12 protein-coding genes are annotated in these 13,714 nt (G+C 69.9%); 9 read left to right on the forward strand and 3 right to left on the reverse strand.

Annotation, left to right across the window (positions count from 1 at the left end; all coding sequences use genetic code 11):
- Positions 1-264: 264 nt before the first annotated feature.
- The 6 genes from G3I54_RS29690 to G3I54_RS29715 all read left to right on the forward strand — a co-directional run bounded on the left by G3I54_RS29690 (position 265) and on the right by G3I54_RS29715 (position 8,178).
- Positions 265-1,452, forward strand: coding sequence for an extracellular solute-binding protein (locus tag G3I54_RS29690; protein WP_343240460.1), 1,188 nt, complete (start codon positions 265-267; stop codon positions 1,450-1,452).
- Positions 1,449-2,408: a sugar ABC transporter permease gene (locus tag G3I54_RS29695; RefSeq protein WP_164618968.1), complete on the forward strand. Its 960-nt coding sequence runs from the start codon at positions 1,449-1,451 to the stop codon at positions 2,406-2,408. The genes G3I54_RS29690 and G3I54_RS29695 overlap by 4 nt, the downstream gene beginning before the upstream one ends.
- 2 nt (positions 2,409-2,410) lie before the next feature.
- Entirely contained in the window at positions 2,411-3,271 is an 861-nt protein-coding gene (locus G3I54_RS29700; RefSeq protein ID WP_164618970.1) for a carbohydrate ABC transporter permease, read from the forward strand.
- 52 nt (positions 3,272-3,323) lie between these two features.
- Positions 3,324-4,502 (forward strand): glycoside hydrolase family 76 protein, encoded by a 1,179-nt coding sequence (locus G3I54_RS29705; RefSeq protein WP_343240461.1) that lies wholly within the window; start codon positions 3,324-3,326, stop codon positions 4,500-4,502.
- Between the two features lie 57 nt (positions 4,503-4,559).
- The gene (locus G3I54_RS29710) at positions 4,560-7,664 is read left to right on the forward strand and encodes a glycoside hydrolase family 38 C-terminal domain-containing protein (RefSeq protein WP_164618972.1); all 3,105 of its coding nucleotides are present in this window, start codon (positions 4,560-4,562) and stop codon (positions 7,662-7,664) included.
- A gap of 163 nt (positions 7,665-7,827) precedes the next feature.
- A complete protein-coding gene (locus G3I54_RS29715; protein WP_164618974.1) occupies positions 7,828-8,178 on the forward strand; it encodes an isomerase in 351 nt (116 codons plus the stop codon).
- A gap of 27 nt (positions 8,179-8,205) precedes the next feature.
- Here G3I54_RS29715 and G3I54_RS29720 read toward each other — a convergent pair whose 3' ends face one another.
- From G3I54_RS29720 to G3I54_RS29730, 3 genes are read right to left on the reverse strand one after another with little or no spacing between them, the layout of a single operon-like run.
- Positions 8,206-9,225 carry a hypothetical protein gene (locus G3I54_RS29720; protein WP_164618976.1) on the reverse strand — a complete coding sequence of 340 codons (1,020 nt, stop codon included), beginning with the start codon at positions 9,223-9,225 and terminating at the stop codon, positions 8,206-8,208.
- Positions 9,222-10,397, reverse strand: coding sequence for a hypothetical protein (locus tag G3I54_RS29725; protein WP_164618978.1), 1,176 nt, complete (start codon positions 10,395-10,397; stop codon positions 9,222-9,224). The genes G3I54_RS29720 and G3I54_RS29725 overlap by 4 nt, the downstream gene beginning before the upstream one ends.
- Positions 10,385-11,137, reverse strand: coding sequence for a hypothetical protein (locus G3I54_RS29730; RefSeq protein ID WP_239144645.1), 753 nt, complete (start codon positions 11,135-11,137; stop codon positions 10,385-10,387). The genes G3I54_RS29725 and G3I54_RS29730 overlap by 13 nt, the downstream gene beginning before the upstream one ends.
- 165 nt (positions 11,138-11,302) lie before the next feature.
- On the opposite strand from G3I54_RS29730, the gene G3I54_RS29735 reads away from it, so the two are divergent.
- The 3 genes from G3I54_RS29735 (at position 11,303) to G3I54_RS29745 (ending at position 13,622) form a co-directional block, all read left to right on the forward strand.
- Complete coding sequence (locus G3I54_RS29735; protein ID WP_164618980.1) at positions 11,303-11,740, forward strand: NfeD family protein; 438 nt, start codon at positions 11,303-11,305, stop codon at positions 11,738-11,740.
- Between the two features lie 68 nt (positions 11,741-11,808).
- The gene (locus G3I54_RS29740; protein ID WP_164618982.1) at positions 11,809-12,906 is read left to right on the forward strand and encodes an SPFH domain-containing protein; all 1,098 of its coding nucleotides are present in this window, start codon (positions 11,809-11,811) and stop codon (positions 12,904-12,906) included.
- A gap of 77 nt (positions 12,907-12,983) precedes the next feature.
- The gene (locus G3I54_RS29745) at positions 12,984-13,622 is read left to right on the forward strand and encodes a hypothetical protein (RefSeq protein ID WP_164618985.1); all 639 of its coding nucleotides are present in this window, start codon (positions 12,984-12,986) and stop codon (positions 13,620-13,622) included.
- Positions 13,623-13,714: the final 92 nt, after the last annotated feature.

The raw sequence follows: 13,714 nt of genomic DNA on the forward strand, positions 1-13,714 counted from the left end.
TGGTGTCGTTAACATCCTCGCAATCCGAACCGCGGATGCCATGCGGTACGGCGAGATCTCGCGGAGGGCCCCGAGTCCTCTCACCCACCACACCCCAGAGCCAGGGATCCCCGCCGGGATCCACAGGGAAGGGAACCCATGAGATCAATCGGCGGGGCGACACAGCCGTCGTCCCACCCACTCGGCCGCCGAAGCGTTCTGGCGGGCATCGGAGCGGGCACCGTAGCGACGTTGGCCGGCTGCGCCCGGGGCGACAGCACCGCGGTGAAGCCAGGCACCACCTCCCTCGCCAACGACAACGCCACCTGGGACCAGGGCTATGTCGCGGCCGGGCGCGAGCTGAAGAAGCTCACCGGGTACGCGCTGCGCCCCCTGTCCAACCCGAACCCCACGTCGTACAAGCAGGTCACGCAGATCTCGCTGCAGACGACCAAGGCCACCGACATGATCAAGTGGGCCTCTGGCTACTTCCTCAAGTCGCTGGCCCGCACCGGGGAGCTCAGCGATCTGTCCTCGGTGTGGGCCGACTACGAACGCAAGGGCTGGGTCATTCCTCAGACGCGTGAGGCGATGTCCTACCGCGGCTCGGTGTACGGGATACCGCTCTACGAGTCGTACTACGTGCTCTTCTACAACACGGCGCTCTTCCGCAAGCACGGCCTCAAAGCGCCGGACACCTGGGACGAGCTGCTGCACAACGCCGAGGTGCTGAAGAAGGCGGGTGTCATTCCGTTCGTCGCCACGCAGACCGGCAACTGGCCCGCGTACGAGTGGTTCCAGGAGCTCGTCAGCAAGGTGGACCCCGAGTTCTACGCGGAGCTGATCAGCGGGAAGGCGCAGTACACCGACCCGCAGGCGCAGAAAGCACTGCAGATCTGGCAGGACTTCATGCGCAAGGGCTGGATGACGCCGGCGGACTTCGACCAGAACAACGGTCCCGCCGCGCTGAAGGCGGGACGGGTCGGGATGTTCCTGCACGGTTCCTGGCAGTCGCAGGGGATCGCTGCCACCGGCATGAAGCCGGGCGCCGACTTCGACGCCTTCGTCATGCCCTCCGTCGAGCGCTCCACTCGCCGTTCCGTGATCACCGAGTCCGGTGTGCTCGCCGTCCCCCGCAAGGCTGTCTCGCACGAGGCGGCGATGGCCAACGCGGCGCACTGGCTCGACCCGACGGTCCAGAAGGTGTGGACCGACTTCCTCCAGGACGCCTCGGCCAATCCGCTCTCCCGGCCGGGCAACCCGGTGATGGCGGGCCTCAAGGACCGCGCACTGAAGGAGCGTTGGACGCTGCTGCCCCGCTACGGCGAGTCGGGCCCGCCCAACCTCGTCCAGGGCAACACCGACGACCTGGGGAGTTTCATGACCGGTGCCTCTTCCTCGCGCGCCACGCTGCGCAGCATGGCGAGCCGGGCGTCGAAGGAGTGGGCCGAGTGGGAGAGGGACGAGGCATGAGTTCTTCCGTCGAGCAGCGGCGACCGCCGCTCCCTCTTTCAGGCACCTCGCCCGACCCGCGGCCGGCCCGCGTCACGCCCGCGCGCCAGTCCGTCCGGCGGATCTGGGACAAGGTGGCCGGGGCCGGGTTCCTGGCTCCTGCCGTGCTCCTGGTGAGCGCACTGCTGCTGCTCCCGTTCGCCACCACCGTCTACCGGAGCTTCTTCGACGACCGGCGCATCTCGGGCTTCGCGGGTTTCGACAACTACGCCCTCTTCCTCAGCGACCCGGCGCTGGCCCGGTCGATCCAGAACACCCTGATGTGGGTGGTCGGCACGGTCGCACTGCCGATGGTGCTGGGCCTGGCCATCGCGGTGCTGACGCACAGCGGCGGGTGGTCCCGGGTGGCACGCCTGCTCGTCGTCCTTCCCTACGCTCTGTCCGGATCGGCCGTGGCGGTGGTGTGGAACTTCGTCCTCACCACCGACGGTGCCGCGAACCAGGTGCTCAAGGCGTTCGGGATGGACTCGCTCGCCCAGGGCTGGCTCCTGGAATGGCCGGGCAACACGCTGGTCATGATCATCGCCAATACGTGGCAGGCCGCGGGCGTCGCGGTGATCCTCTTCCTGGTCGGCCTCCAGACCATCCCGCCCGAAACTCTGGAGGCCGCCTCCCTCGACGGTGCGGCGGGCTGGCGCAAATTCTGGTACGTCATCCTGCCCCAGCTGCGGACCGTCTCGGTGATCGTCGTCGGCACCAGCCTGGTCGGCGGACTCAAGTCCTTCGACCTGGTCTGGGTGCTCACCCAGGGCGGGCCCGGTCGGCAGTCCGAGACCCTCGCCGTCTCGATGTACCAGGAGACCTTCCTCGCTCTGCACCCCGGAGCGGGCGCGGCGGTCGCGGTCGTCCTCACCGCGATCGTGCTTCTCGCCTCGTGGCTGTACCTACGGCGTCAGCTGACCCCGAAAGGCAACTGATCATGACCACCATCCGCACCACACGGAGGACCGCTCCGCGAGCGCGGCCCACGCCCGGCCGGATCCTGCGCAACACGACCCTGGTGGTCATATCCCTGGCCTGGGCCGTGCCCACCTGGCTGCTCCTCGTCACCGCCCTGATTCCGGCCGCTGATTACAGCGGGGCACCTCACTGGTGGCCGCAGGGCTTCGGTCTCTTCGACAACATGTCCCAGGCATGGACGAAGGCGGAGCTCGGCCCCGCCATGGGCAACAGCCTGCTTTACGCCGTCACCAGCGCAGCCGCCGCCATCCTGGTGGCCACCACCGCCGCATTCGCCACCGTCATCATGCCGGTGAAACACAAGACGCTGTGGTTCTGGCTGATCTACTCGGGCACCCTCCTGCCGCTCCAGGTCTTCCTGCGACCGCTGTTCCTGGCCTACGCCAATACCGGGCTCTATGACGCCCAGTTCGGGCTGTTCCTGGTGTACGTGGCGATAGCCGTCCCGTTCGCGTACTTCATCATGCGCAACTTCGCACTGACCCTGGCATCGGAGATCATCGAGGCCGCCCGGATGGACGGCGCTTCGTGGTGGCGGATCTTCTGGCAGATCCACGTGCCGCTGTCCCGGTCCGCGATGGTGGCCGCGTTCGTCTTCCAGTTCGTCGCCGTCTGGAACGACCTGCTGTTCGGCATCACGCTGTCCACCAGCAGCAACATCCGCCCGGTGATGGCCGCGCTGGCCGAACTCCAGGGCAACTACTCCAACGTCGGCCCGCCGGTGGTGCTCGGCGGCGCGCTGCTCGTCTCGCTGCCGACCGTCGTCCTGTTCTTCTCCGCACAGCGCTTCTTCGTCAGCAGCCTCAAGCTGCACGGCTGAGCCGTATCCCGAACGCCCCTCACCGATCCACCTTCCCGAAAGGCAGACCCTGGTGAAGACAACCGTACGCGCCGCACTGGCCCTCGCCGTTCTCTCCGGAGCGCTGGGGGTGAGCCCCGCCGCCGCAGCCGGCCACGACCGGGAGACCACACCCGCCACCTGGGCCCACCGCGCCGAGGTCAGCTACGACTCCCTGCAGCAGCACCTCTACCAGGGACCGCAGGAGCACGGCCTGTACTTGGAGAAGACGCCGCGTACGGAGGAGGAGAACCCTCACTCGTACCTCTGGCCCCTGCGCGAGGCGGCCGCCGCCACCGTCGACATGGCCGAACTGCCGGGAACCGACGGGCGCTACGACCACGATGCCGCCGAACGCTTCACGACGCTGCGCCTGTACTTCAACCCCCGCGACGGCAGGCCCGGATACGACTCCTACCTGCCCGCCCCGCTCGGCCAGGGCGGCGACGTCTTCTACGACGACAACGCCGTCGTCGGACTGACCTTCCTCGACCAGTACCGGGCAACCGGTGAGAGGCCCTACCTGGAGCGGGCGGCGGAGACCTTCGACGTCGTCGGGCGTGGCTGGGACGACGATCCCGCCAAGCCGTGCCCCGGGGGCCTGCACTGGGTCGACTCCCCGGACAACTACATGCGCGCCGCCAACGTGACAGGGCTGTCGGCCCAGTTGGCGGCGGAGCTCTACGCCATCGAGGGCGACGACCGGTACCTCGCGAGCGCGAAGAAGTGGTACGAGTGGAACTGGTCGTGCCTGCGCCGCTCTCCCGGTCTGTACAACAACAGCCGAGATGACGACGGCACCGTCAACGAAACTCTGTGGACGTACAACTCCGGCGCGATGATCGGCACGGCGGCCACCCTCTATGAGGCGACCGGGGACCGGAGTTACCTCGACCGTGCCGTCGAGGACGCCACCGGCTCACTCGCGTACTGGGAGCAGGGCGACCGGCTGCACGACCAGCCGGCCATCTTCAACGCCTTCTACTTCGACAACCTCCGCATCCTCGACGAGGTGCGGCCGAACCCTGCCTACCGCGAGGTGGCCGCCGTCTACGCCGAGCAGACCTGGGAGCGGAACCGGACGCCTTCCGACGGACTGTTCCGCTTCCAGCCTTCCGGCGGCGGTGACCACGACCCGGCCGCACAGGCCGAGACCCTCCACCAGTCCGCCATGATCCAGATCTTCGCCGGCCTCGCCACCGACGACTCCTGACCCCGCTTCCCCCCGGCCAGCACACCCCGGCACCCCACACGAGTGGAGACCTCTCCCATGCCCCGCCCCGAACTCGTCCGCCCCTCCTGGTGGGACTCGAACATGGCCCGCGACATTCTGCGGGACCGCGCGGTGTCCGCCGAGGGAGTCCTCGGCGGACACCGGATCCGGCTCGCCTGCGAACCGCTCCTGCGCCACGACGGCGCAGGAGGTCTGCTCCAGTCCGTCCGTGTGACGGCGGACCGGCCGCTCACCCGCGCACGCGTCACCACCGTCAGCGGAAGCGCCGTGCGCTGTGATGTCCTGCCTGGACCGGGCGGCGACACCCGGCTCCTGGTCCCGGAGGTGGAAGCGCCCACACCGGTTCTCGTGGAGCTGCCGGAGCTGGCCGACGGGGAGAGCGTCGAAGTGCTGCTGACCCCGCAGCGCCACTGGACGCTGCACCTCGTCCAGCACGCCCACCTGGACATCGGATACACCGACCCGCAGAGCACGGTGCTCGCCGAGGGACGCAAGTACCTCGACTCCCTGCTCGAACTGTGCCGCACCACGGACGACTGGCCGGACGAGTCGAAGTTCCGCTGGGCGGTCGAGGGGTTCTTCAGCTACGAGAACTGGTCGCAGAACCGGCCGGCCCGGCAGGTCGCGGAGTTCCTGGACCGAGTACGAGAAGGCCGTATCGAACTGGCGGCGATGCCCTTCAATCTGCACACCGAGACCTGCTCCACCGATGAGCTGCACGAACTCCTGCGACCTGTGCGGGAGTTGCGGGATCGGGATGGCATCCACATCACCACGGCCATGCAGACGGACGTGCCGGGCCAGGTCGTCGGCCTTCCCGACGTCCTCGCCGACAGCGGGATCCGCTATCTGTCGGTCGCCCACAACTGGGCGGGGCGGGCGGTGCCGCACCGCGTCGGCGGCCAGGACCTGCCGCGCCTGTTCCGCTGGCGGGCGCCGAGCGGGCGCGAGGTGCTCGTATGGCGCACCGACACCCCGCACGGCCTCGCCTACATGGAGGGGTCGATCCTCGGCTTCGACGAATCCTTCGACCGCGTCGACGACCTGCTGCCGCACTACCTGTCGGCGCTCGCGAACCACCAGTATCCGCACGAGGGCCGCGGCATTCCCGGATTCCCCATTCTGGACGAGGAGTTCAAGGGCGATCCGTACCCGTGGGACATCCTTCACCTGCGCGTCCTGGGCAAGTTCGCCGACAACGGGCCGCCGCGCCGCATCATCGCGGACACCGTGCGCCGGTGGAACGAGGAGTGGGCCTTCCCCGTCCTGCGCACCTCGCGCAACGAGGACTTCTTCACCGACGCCGAGGAACGCCTCGGCGACCGGATCGAGACGTTCGAGGGCGACTGGACGGACTGGTGGGTCGACGGCGTCGGTGCGGGCGCCGTACCGCTGGCCGCCACCCGCGACGGGCAGGCGGCACTCGCCGACGCACAGACCCTCGCGGGATACGCGCAGGCCCTGGGGTCATCGGAAGGTCCGCGCATCACGGAAGCGGCCCCCGAGGTGTATCGCGCCGCGTCGCTGTTCAACGAGCACACCTGGGGCGCGGGCGACCCCTGGACGCACGGCGACCATGGCCACGCCTCGGGTGAGCGGCAGTGGCACTGGAAGTACGCCCAGGCCCTGCGCGCCCACGACGGGGCACGCACCCTGCTCGATGCCGCGAGCGCCGCACTGGGGGAGCGGCTCTCCCCGCGCGAGGGGACGCTCGCCGGCTACTACGTCGTCAACACGTGCAGCTGGGAGCGATCCGAGACGGTCCGGCTCTTTCTCCCGGAGAGCACCGTGCCCCTCGCCGACCCCGTACAGGTCGTCGACTCCCGCGACGGCACCCCGCTGGAGGTGGCGGAGGAGGAGCAGAGTAACGAACTCCACCGCGCGGCAGGACGTTTCCTGCTGTTCCGGCTGGCCGGCGTACCGGCGCACGGGGCGGTGCGGGTGGACGTCGAGCCCGCCTCCGCCCCCTCGCCCGGGCTGTCGGCGAAGGACGGGACCCCGGCCCACGCGTCCACGGTCCTGGAGAACGAATTCCTGCGCGTCCACGTCGACCTGTCGTCCGCGTGCATCGACTCGGTCCTGGACAAGCGGACCGGCGACGAACTGGTCCGCCAGGACGCCACCGTCGGTTTCAACGGCTATCTGTACGACGAGTACGCGACGGCCGGCGGGTTCAACCACCAGTCGAGCAAGACCACCGCCGACGACTCGATGCACCTCCTGGCGACGCGGCGGACGGCTCCGCCGGCAGCCCTCGTGGAACGGACCTCGGACGCCACCGGAGAAACCCTGATCTATGAATGCGCCCCGCCCGGCGCCCGGCGGCTGCGGGTCACGGTCCATCTGCCGCGCGCCAGCGCGCGGATCGACCTGGAGAACCGCATCGACAAGACCGCGACCCTGACCAAGGAGAGCGCGTTCTTCGCCTTCCCGTTCGCGATGAACTCCCCGGTCGTACGGATGGAGGCGACCGGCGGAGTCACGGGAACGGGACTGCCCACGGTGCCCGGCTCCGCCCAGCACATGCGGGCGATACGCCGCTGGGTCAGCCTCCAGGAGAACGGCACCGGTGCGGCGCTCGCCACCCAGGACGCACCGCTGATCCAGGTGGGCGGGGTCGCCATCCCCTATGCGCCGTATCCGCGGTCACTGGCCCAGGAAGAGCCGGGAACGGTGTTCTCGTGGGTCCACAACAACATCTGGGACACCAACTTCCCCTCGGAGCAAGCATTCGACCACGTCTTTCGCTACAGCGTCGGCTGGCAGGACGAACCGGCTCCCGACGGTGCGGTACTCGGCATGCGCACGGCCGCCGTCGGCAGCCGGCCCCTGGTGCCCGTGCGCGCGGGCCGGACGCCCGAGGCAGACCCCGGCAGCACGTACTCGTTGCTCACACTCGACGACCCGCGGGTACGGGTCGTGGGCCTGACCGTGCCGGAACCGGGGCGTCTGCTCGTACGCCTTCAGTCGTTCGCGGAGGAACCGGTCGTCTGCCGCCTCACTCCCGGGTTCGCCGTCACGGCTGCGGCATCCGCCGACTACCTCGGCACAGCGGGTGCCGCACTGCGCACCGAGGAGGACGGTTCCCTGCCGGTCCCGGTGCCCCGGCTCGGCACCACGGCGGTGTCCCTGACGACTTAGGGCGGCGGCCCTGGCCTCCGGCGAGGCGAAAGGGCTTCGCCGAGGGCGGCCCCTGGCGTGACTCAGGGGCCGCCCTCGCACTACTCGCCGCGTGGTCGGCTACCGTTCGATCCGTACGGGTGGACCTTTCCCAACCATGCTGTTCTCCGAGGAGTTGCCTTCCATGCCGCAGATCACCGTCGACTACTCCGGAGCGCTCGACGGGGCCTTCGACCGGCAGGCCTTCGCGCTCGCCCTGCACCCGCTCGTCGTCTCCACCGTCGACGCCCGGCTGGAGGCCTGCAAGACCCGCTTCCGCCGGGTCGAGGACTTCGTCGTCGGCGCCGAGACCGAGGGCAAAGCCGTGCTGCACATCGAGATCGGCCTGCTCCACGGGCGTACCGACGCGACCAAGATTCGCCTCTCGGACGCCGTACTCGCTCTGATCGCCGCACACGTCAAGCCGGTCGACGGCGTCACCTTGCACTCCTCCGTCGAGATCCCGACCCTGGACGTGTCGTACCGAAAGCGCTGACCCGCTCGTCGTCTTCCGCGACGCCCGTCAGGTCACCGGGCATCCGTGCCGTGCCGCCGAAGCGGTGGTGAACGCCGTCAGCAGCCTCTGTCCGTCCTCGCCGCGGACCGTGCGCGGTACGTCCTTCCCGGCGTCCTGCATCGGCAGCTCCTCGAACTTGAAGTACGCCGTGTCCAGAGCGCCCTTGCACGGGTGCGACCGCATGATCGCGCCCTTCACGCTGCCGGGGTAGCGCTTGTCCAGGTACATCTCCTGCTGGGCGGAAGGGCCGTAGTACGCGGTCAGGCGGATGCTGTGGCCCTTGGCCGGCAGCTCCAAGGAGCACTCCTCGGTGAGCGCGCGGCCGGCCGGCATCTCCGAAGCCGTCGTGAGCCGCAGCCGGGCCGTGTCCTGCGCGTCGGCGACTCCGCGGCAGGTTCCCTCCGCCGCCACGACAGGGCGCTTCTGCGGTTCGGTGCGGTCCACGGTCGAGGGGCGCTTTCCCAGGGCGCCTTCGCAACCGAAGCGCTCCGCCGCGTTACGCGCCGACTCGGTGGTGAAGCGGGCCAGGGCGAGGGCCTGCTCGGCGGAGAGATTCTTGATGTCCCCGCCGGATACGTCGGTCAGGATGAGGAGGCCCTCGCCGGGCAGCGGCGTGCAGTCGACGAGCACCGCGGCCTGCGGAAAGTAGTCGGACTGGAGCGAGCCGTTCCAGTCGTGTCCGATCGGTGCCGCCGAGGTCTCCTCCGCCGCGTGGCTGGAGCGGTGGGCCGCCGAGGGGCGGAGGGTCAGTTCTAGTCGTACGCCACCGGATTCCTGGCCACGGGCCTGTGCCTCGCAGTGTTCGGTGTCGAAGCCCATCCATTCCCCGGTGTGGCCGCGGAACTCCAGTTCCGCTCCGCCGAAGAACTTCCCGGCCTCCTCGGACGCCAGCGCTCCCCGGCAGGTGTCGGCCGGGTCCTGCCCCGAGCCGTTGCCCCATGGGCCGAAGCCCCAGATCAGCCCGCCCGCCGTGAGCGCCAGGACGAGCGCCAGCCCCGCTGCCTTGGTCCGTCGTCGTCCGGTCATCGGTGGTCCTTCTCGGATGCGGTGGGTGTGGTGGGTGCGGCAGGCGCCGTGCAGCGGTGGGCCTTCGCGGAGCGTTCGGCGAAGGCCTTCAGGGCGGAGAGCCCGTACGCCCGGTCGGCGTTCGTCCGCTTGGCTTCGTCGCTGTACACGGTGAGCGAGAAAAACGCCGGCGTTTCGCTGTCGGGGCAGTCGGCCGTGGTCCAGTAGCCGCCGTTCCGCAGGACGCCCGACCGCGGCCCGGTGCCGGCCGGATCGGGGGCCCCGGGCCGCTCGAAGTAGTCGTGCCAGGCCCCCTCCGCGTACGGGCCGTAGTGCGCGGTGACCGTGTGGGTGGGGTTGCCTTCCTCGTCGCCCAGCACGCACTGCTCGTACGGTGCGCTGCCGCGCTCGCTTTCCCAGGCCCGGGCGACCGACTTCCCCCGGGCGGCGATACCGGCACAGGTTCCTTCGGCGTCCGCCGGGGCCACGTACTCGTCCTCGTTCACCGGGAGCGGCACGGTCTTCAGCGTCTTGCCGAGGTCGGCGTCGCAGTTCCACCGGCGGGAGGCGTTGGCGGCCGTGTCGGTGGCGATGCGCGCGAACGCGGTGCGGCGCTCGGGGTTGTCGAGCGGCATGTCGCCGAGGTTCTTGCCCACGTCCACCGCGACGGTGACCAGCAGGTCGCCGCGGCCCGGGGCGCAGTCCAGCAGGACGGCGGTGGTGGCCTTGGCCTCCGTACCGGAGTCATGCGTGGTGAACACGCCGTGCCATCCCTGACCGAGCGGAGCAGGCGGCAGCGAGGCCCGCCCCACCTGCGGATAGAGGCTCTCGTACCGGCGGTCCTCCCGGTCGAGCGTCGGTACGCCGTTGACGCTGACGGTCACCGATCCTTCGCCGACGTGCCGACCGTCGTTCTCACCGGTCTCCCGGCTGATGCCGCACGTCACCCGCAGCGAGGTCGTGGTGTCGTCGAGGCTTCCCTCGCTCCTGTCGTCGAAGGCCTTCAGACGTCGCTCGCCGAGGGCGGTACGCACCTCGTCGGCCGGCAGCACGCCGTCGCACGCGGTCGTGAGCGCCCGGTCGGTCGCCCAGCGGTCGTAGCCGCCGCCGAACCAGAAGACACCGCCCGCGAGTACCACCAGCGCACCCGCTCCCGCGCCGGCTCTTGTCGCCCAGCGCTTCATCGCGGCCATTCCTCCACCTCGCCCAGGACCTCGGGGCCTTCGGCCGGACGCGGCGACGCGTCGGTACGGATCGGCTTGCGGCCGCACTCCTGACGCTCGGTGACCCAGTCGGCGGTGGCCACCGCGGTGCGCGCGGCGAGTTGGTGCTCGGCGGCCGGAACGTCGTGGTCGTACTCCGCGTTCGACGGCAGTTCCACCGAGACCTCGAACGTCCGGGAAGGCTTGCTCCGGCCGCGCAGCCCACCGGGGCACTCCACCCGCAGCCAGGCGCTCACCTCGCTGCCCTCGACCCGGTCCTCCGATCCCGTGCCGCCGGTCGCGCCGGGCGGCAGCGGCAGCGGGAAGTCGCTGATGCGCCGGCTCCCGGTGTCGGCCTTCTCCGCCTGTGCCGCGATCTGGGCCTCCGCCCTGATCCTGACCCGGTGCTCCGGCTCCCACCGCCCCGAGCCCCAGGACAGCGTGCAGTTCAACAGCGCCCGGCTCTCCTGGCCGGGATCGAGCATCGTGCCGTACTCCTCAAGGACTCCGGCGCTGTTCCCCGGCACGAAGCCGCGCAACCGCTCACCGGGCAGCAACCCCGCGCAGGCCCGGTCCAGCTGATCCAGATTGGCGGCGCGCTGCTCGGCCCGGTCGGCCGCGAACCAGGTGATGGTCCCGGCGACGACCGCGGCGACTACACCGCCCGCCACCACATGGGGAAGCCATGCGCGCCGCCCCCGTATCCGCCGTATCCCCCGTATCCAACGCATTCTGATCCATTCCCCCGACGTCTCAGCGTGCTCCGGGCCTGCTCCGGGCGTGATCCACGCGCGCCGCCTCCCGCGTCCCGATCGTAGATCGGGCGGGACAAACGGTTCCGTCCGGGGTCTGAAGGGGTAGGTAGGTGTATAGGTCCCCTTGGGGAGGCTGATTCGATGCCGTGGTTCGCATGGTTGCTCGCCGCCGCGGCGCTCGGCACCGCGGAGTTCTTCACTCTGACGCTGGTTTTCGGGTTGCTGGCCGGAGCGGCGTTGGTCGCCGCCGTCGTGGCCGGTGTGGGCGTCGGCCTGCTCGGCCAGCTCGTGGCGCTCGGTCTGGCGTCGGCGGCGGGTCTCGCGCTCGTACGTCCCGTCGCGATGCGGTACATGGATCGGACGCCCCTGACGCGCGAGGGCAGCGATGCGCTCATAGGCAAGCGGGCCGAGGTCATGCAGGAGGTCACCGCGACCCACGGGCTGATCAAGATCTCCGGTGAGGAGTGGACCGCTCGCGCCCTCGACGAGAGCCATGTGATTCCGGTGGGAGCGCTGGTGGACGTCATGGAGATCGAAGGCGCCACAGCCGTCGTGTATCCCCGCGAGCTCCTTCCATGAACGACTGAACACGTAGCGGGCAGCGCACGCAGGGAGCAGCGCACGCAACGGGCAGCGAAGGAGGAAGTATGGATCCGGTGGTCATCCCGATTCTTGTGGCGGCGCTCGTCGTGGTGTTTCTCGTGGCCGCGACCGTGCGGATCGTTCCGCAGGCGCGCCGCTACAACATCGAACGGTTCGGCCGATATCGCCGGACGCTGCAGCCAGGCCTGAATTTCGTCCTGCCGGTGGCGGACCGGGTCAACACCAAGCTCGATGTGCGTGAGCAGGTGTATTCGTCCGACCCCAAGCCGGTGATCACCGAGGACAACCTCGTGGTCAACATCGACACCGTGCTCTATTACCAGATCACCGACCCGAGGGCGGCGGCCTACGAGGTCGCCGACTATCTGCAGGCCATCGACCAGCTCACGGTGACCACCCTGCGTAACGTCATCGGCTCCATGGACCTGGAGGGGACGCTCACCTCGCGTGAGGAGATCAACGCCCGGCTCCGTGCCGTACTCGACGACGCCACCGGGAAGTGGGGCATCCGGGTCAACCGGGTCGAGATCAAGGCGATCGATCCGCCGAACACCATCAAAGAGGCGATGGAGAAGCAGATGCGGGCCGAGCGTGACAAGCGCGCGGCCATCCTGCACGCCGAGGGTGAGCGGCAGGCCAAGATCCTCACCGCGGAAGGCACGAAGCAGAAGGACATCCTGGAGGCACAGGGCACACAGCAGGCCATGATCCTGCGGGCCGACGGTGAGTCGAAGGCGGTGGAGCTCGTCTTCCAGGCCGTCCATCGCAACAACGCCGACGCGAAGGTTCTGGCGTACAAGTATCTGGAGACGCTGCCGCATCTGGCGCAGAGCGACAACAACACCTTCTGGGTCATCCCGGGCGAGCTGACCGAGGCGATCCGTACGGTCACCACCGCGTTCGGCGACCAGTCGTCGGCCACGGGGCCGGCCCCGTCCGCGCAGCGCGAGGAGGCGGCCGCCGATGTCGCGGAGAGCGACAAGGACAACGTCGGCGTTCCGGAGATCGAGCCGAACTCGACGCTCGCACTGGATGCCGTCGCCGCCGCCGACGAGGCCGCGAAGGAGGCCGCCGCCGCGGTGAGCGACGCGAAGGCCGAGGCCGAGGCCGCGGGAGAGACGCGGCTGCCGGGGCGGGGGTAAGACCCTCGGCGACCGGGCGGACCGTCGGCGGACGGCGGGTGAGTGGACAAGCCGACGGGTGAGTGGACAATCCGTGCATGGATGTCGTCCGGATGCTTGAAGCCGCCTCGCTGTTGGTGCCGGAGGGCGTCGCCACCGACAACGACATGACCGTTTCCGATGTCTGGGACTACCTCGCGCACGACGAGTGGGAGGTGGCGCTCGATCTGCTCCAGGCGCTGGGCGGCGCGTGGACCGCGCCCGCGGGCTTCTGGGACGAACTGGCGCGCGTGGCCGGGGCGCTGGGGTTCGAGCGGAGCCGGGAGTGGTGCTGGTGGCGGGAGATGGAGACGCGCTCCGGCGTCATCCGGGCCGACCTCACGCTCCTCCCCGCCGACGAAGGGCCCCGGCGCCCCCCGATTCCCGGTGGCGGGGTGCTGCGCCCGATGTGGGACACCGGCACGGGCGCGTGGCGGGACGGCGGTGTCCCGGATCGGGCGCTGGACATCGCCCGGGTGTGGGTCGAGTTCGCGCGGGAGTTGGAGCCCGGCGCCCGGGCTCCGGTGCGTCTGCTGCCGCTGAACCCGGCGCGGTGGACGCACCTCGTCCCGGGTGACCGGATCACGCTGTACGAGACCGCCGTCCCGGGCGGCACGGCGACGATCCTTGAGGTGCGGCGTCCGGAGGCGCGGCCTCCAGAAGTACGGCCTCCGGGGGGAAAGTCTCCGACCGGGTAGAGACCGAGCCGAGACCGGGTAGGGCAGGTCCGGCGGGCGGGCGGCGCGGTCCGGCGGCGCCCGCCGTCGGCACCCCGGGGCCGGCCCGGTCA

The sequence above is a fragment of the Streptomyces sp. SID14515 genome (genome assembly GCF_010548505.1).
Classification (GTDB): Bacteria; Actinomycetota; Actinomycetes; order Streptomycetales; family Streptomycetaceae; genus Streptomyces; species Streptomyces caviscabies.

Bases quoted from the DNA above. Each gene is read 5' to 3' on its own strand.
- G3I54_RS29720 (WP_164618976.1), bottom strand. From the start codon at position 9,225: ATGACCGGACGACGACGGACCAAGGCAGCGGGGCTGGCGCTCGTCCTG.
- G3I54_RS29695 (WP_164618968.1), top strand. From the start codon at position 1,449: ATGAGTTCTTCCGTCGAGCAGCGGCGACCGCCGCTCCCTCTTTCAGGC.
- G3I54_RS29730 (WP_239144645.1), bottom strand. From the start codon at position 11,137: ATGCGTTGGATACGGGGGATACGGCGGATACGGGGGCGGCGCGCATGG.
- G3I54_RS29740 (WP_164618982.1), top strand. From the start codon at position 11,809: ATGGATCCGGTGGTCATCCCGATTCTTGTGGCGGCGCTCGTCGTGGTG.
- G3I54_RS29725 (WP_164618978.1), bottom strand. From the start codon at position 10,397: ATGGCCGCGATGAAGCGCTGGGCGACAAGAGCCGGCGCGGGAGCGGGT.
- G3I54_RS29715 (WP_164618974.1), top strand. From the start codon at position 7,828: ATGCCGCAGATCACCGTCGACTACTCCGGAGCGCTCGACGGGGCCTTC.
- G3I54_RS29700 (WP_164618970.1), top strand. From the start codon at position 2,411: ATGACCACCATCCGCACCACACGGAGGACCGCTCCGCGAGCGCGGCCC.
- G3I54_RS29745 (WP_164618985.1), top strand. From the start codon at position 12,984: ATGGATGTCGTCCGGATGCTTGAAGCCGCCTCGCTGTTGGTGCCGGAG.
- G3I54_RS29735 (WP_164618980.1), top strand. From the start codon at position 11,303: ATGCCGTGGTTCGCATGGTTGCTCGCCGCCGCGGCGCTCGGCACCGCG.
- G3I54_RS29710 (WP_164618972.1), top strand. From the start codon at position 4,560: ATGCCCCGCCCCGAACTCGTCCGCCCCTCCTGGTGGGACTCGAACATG.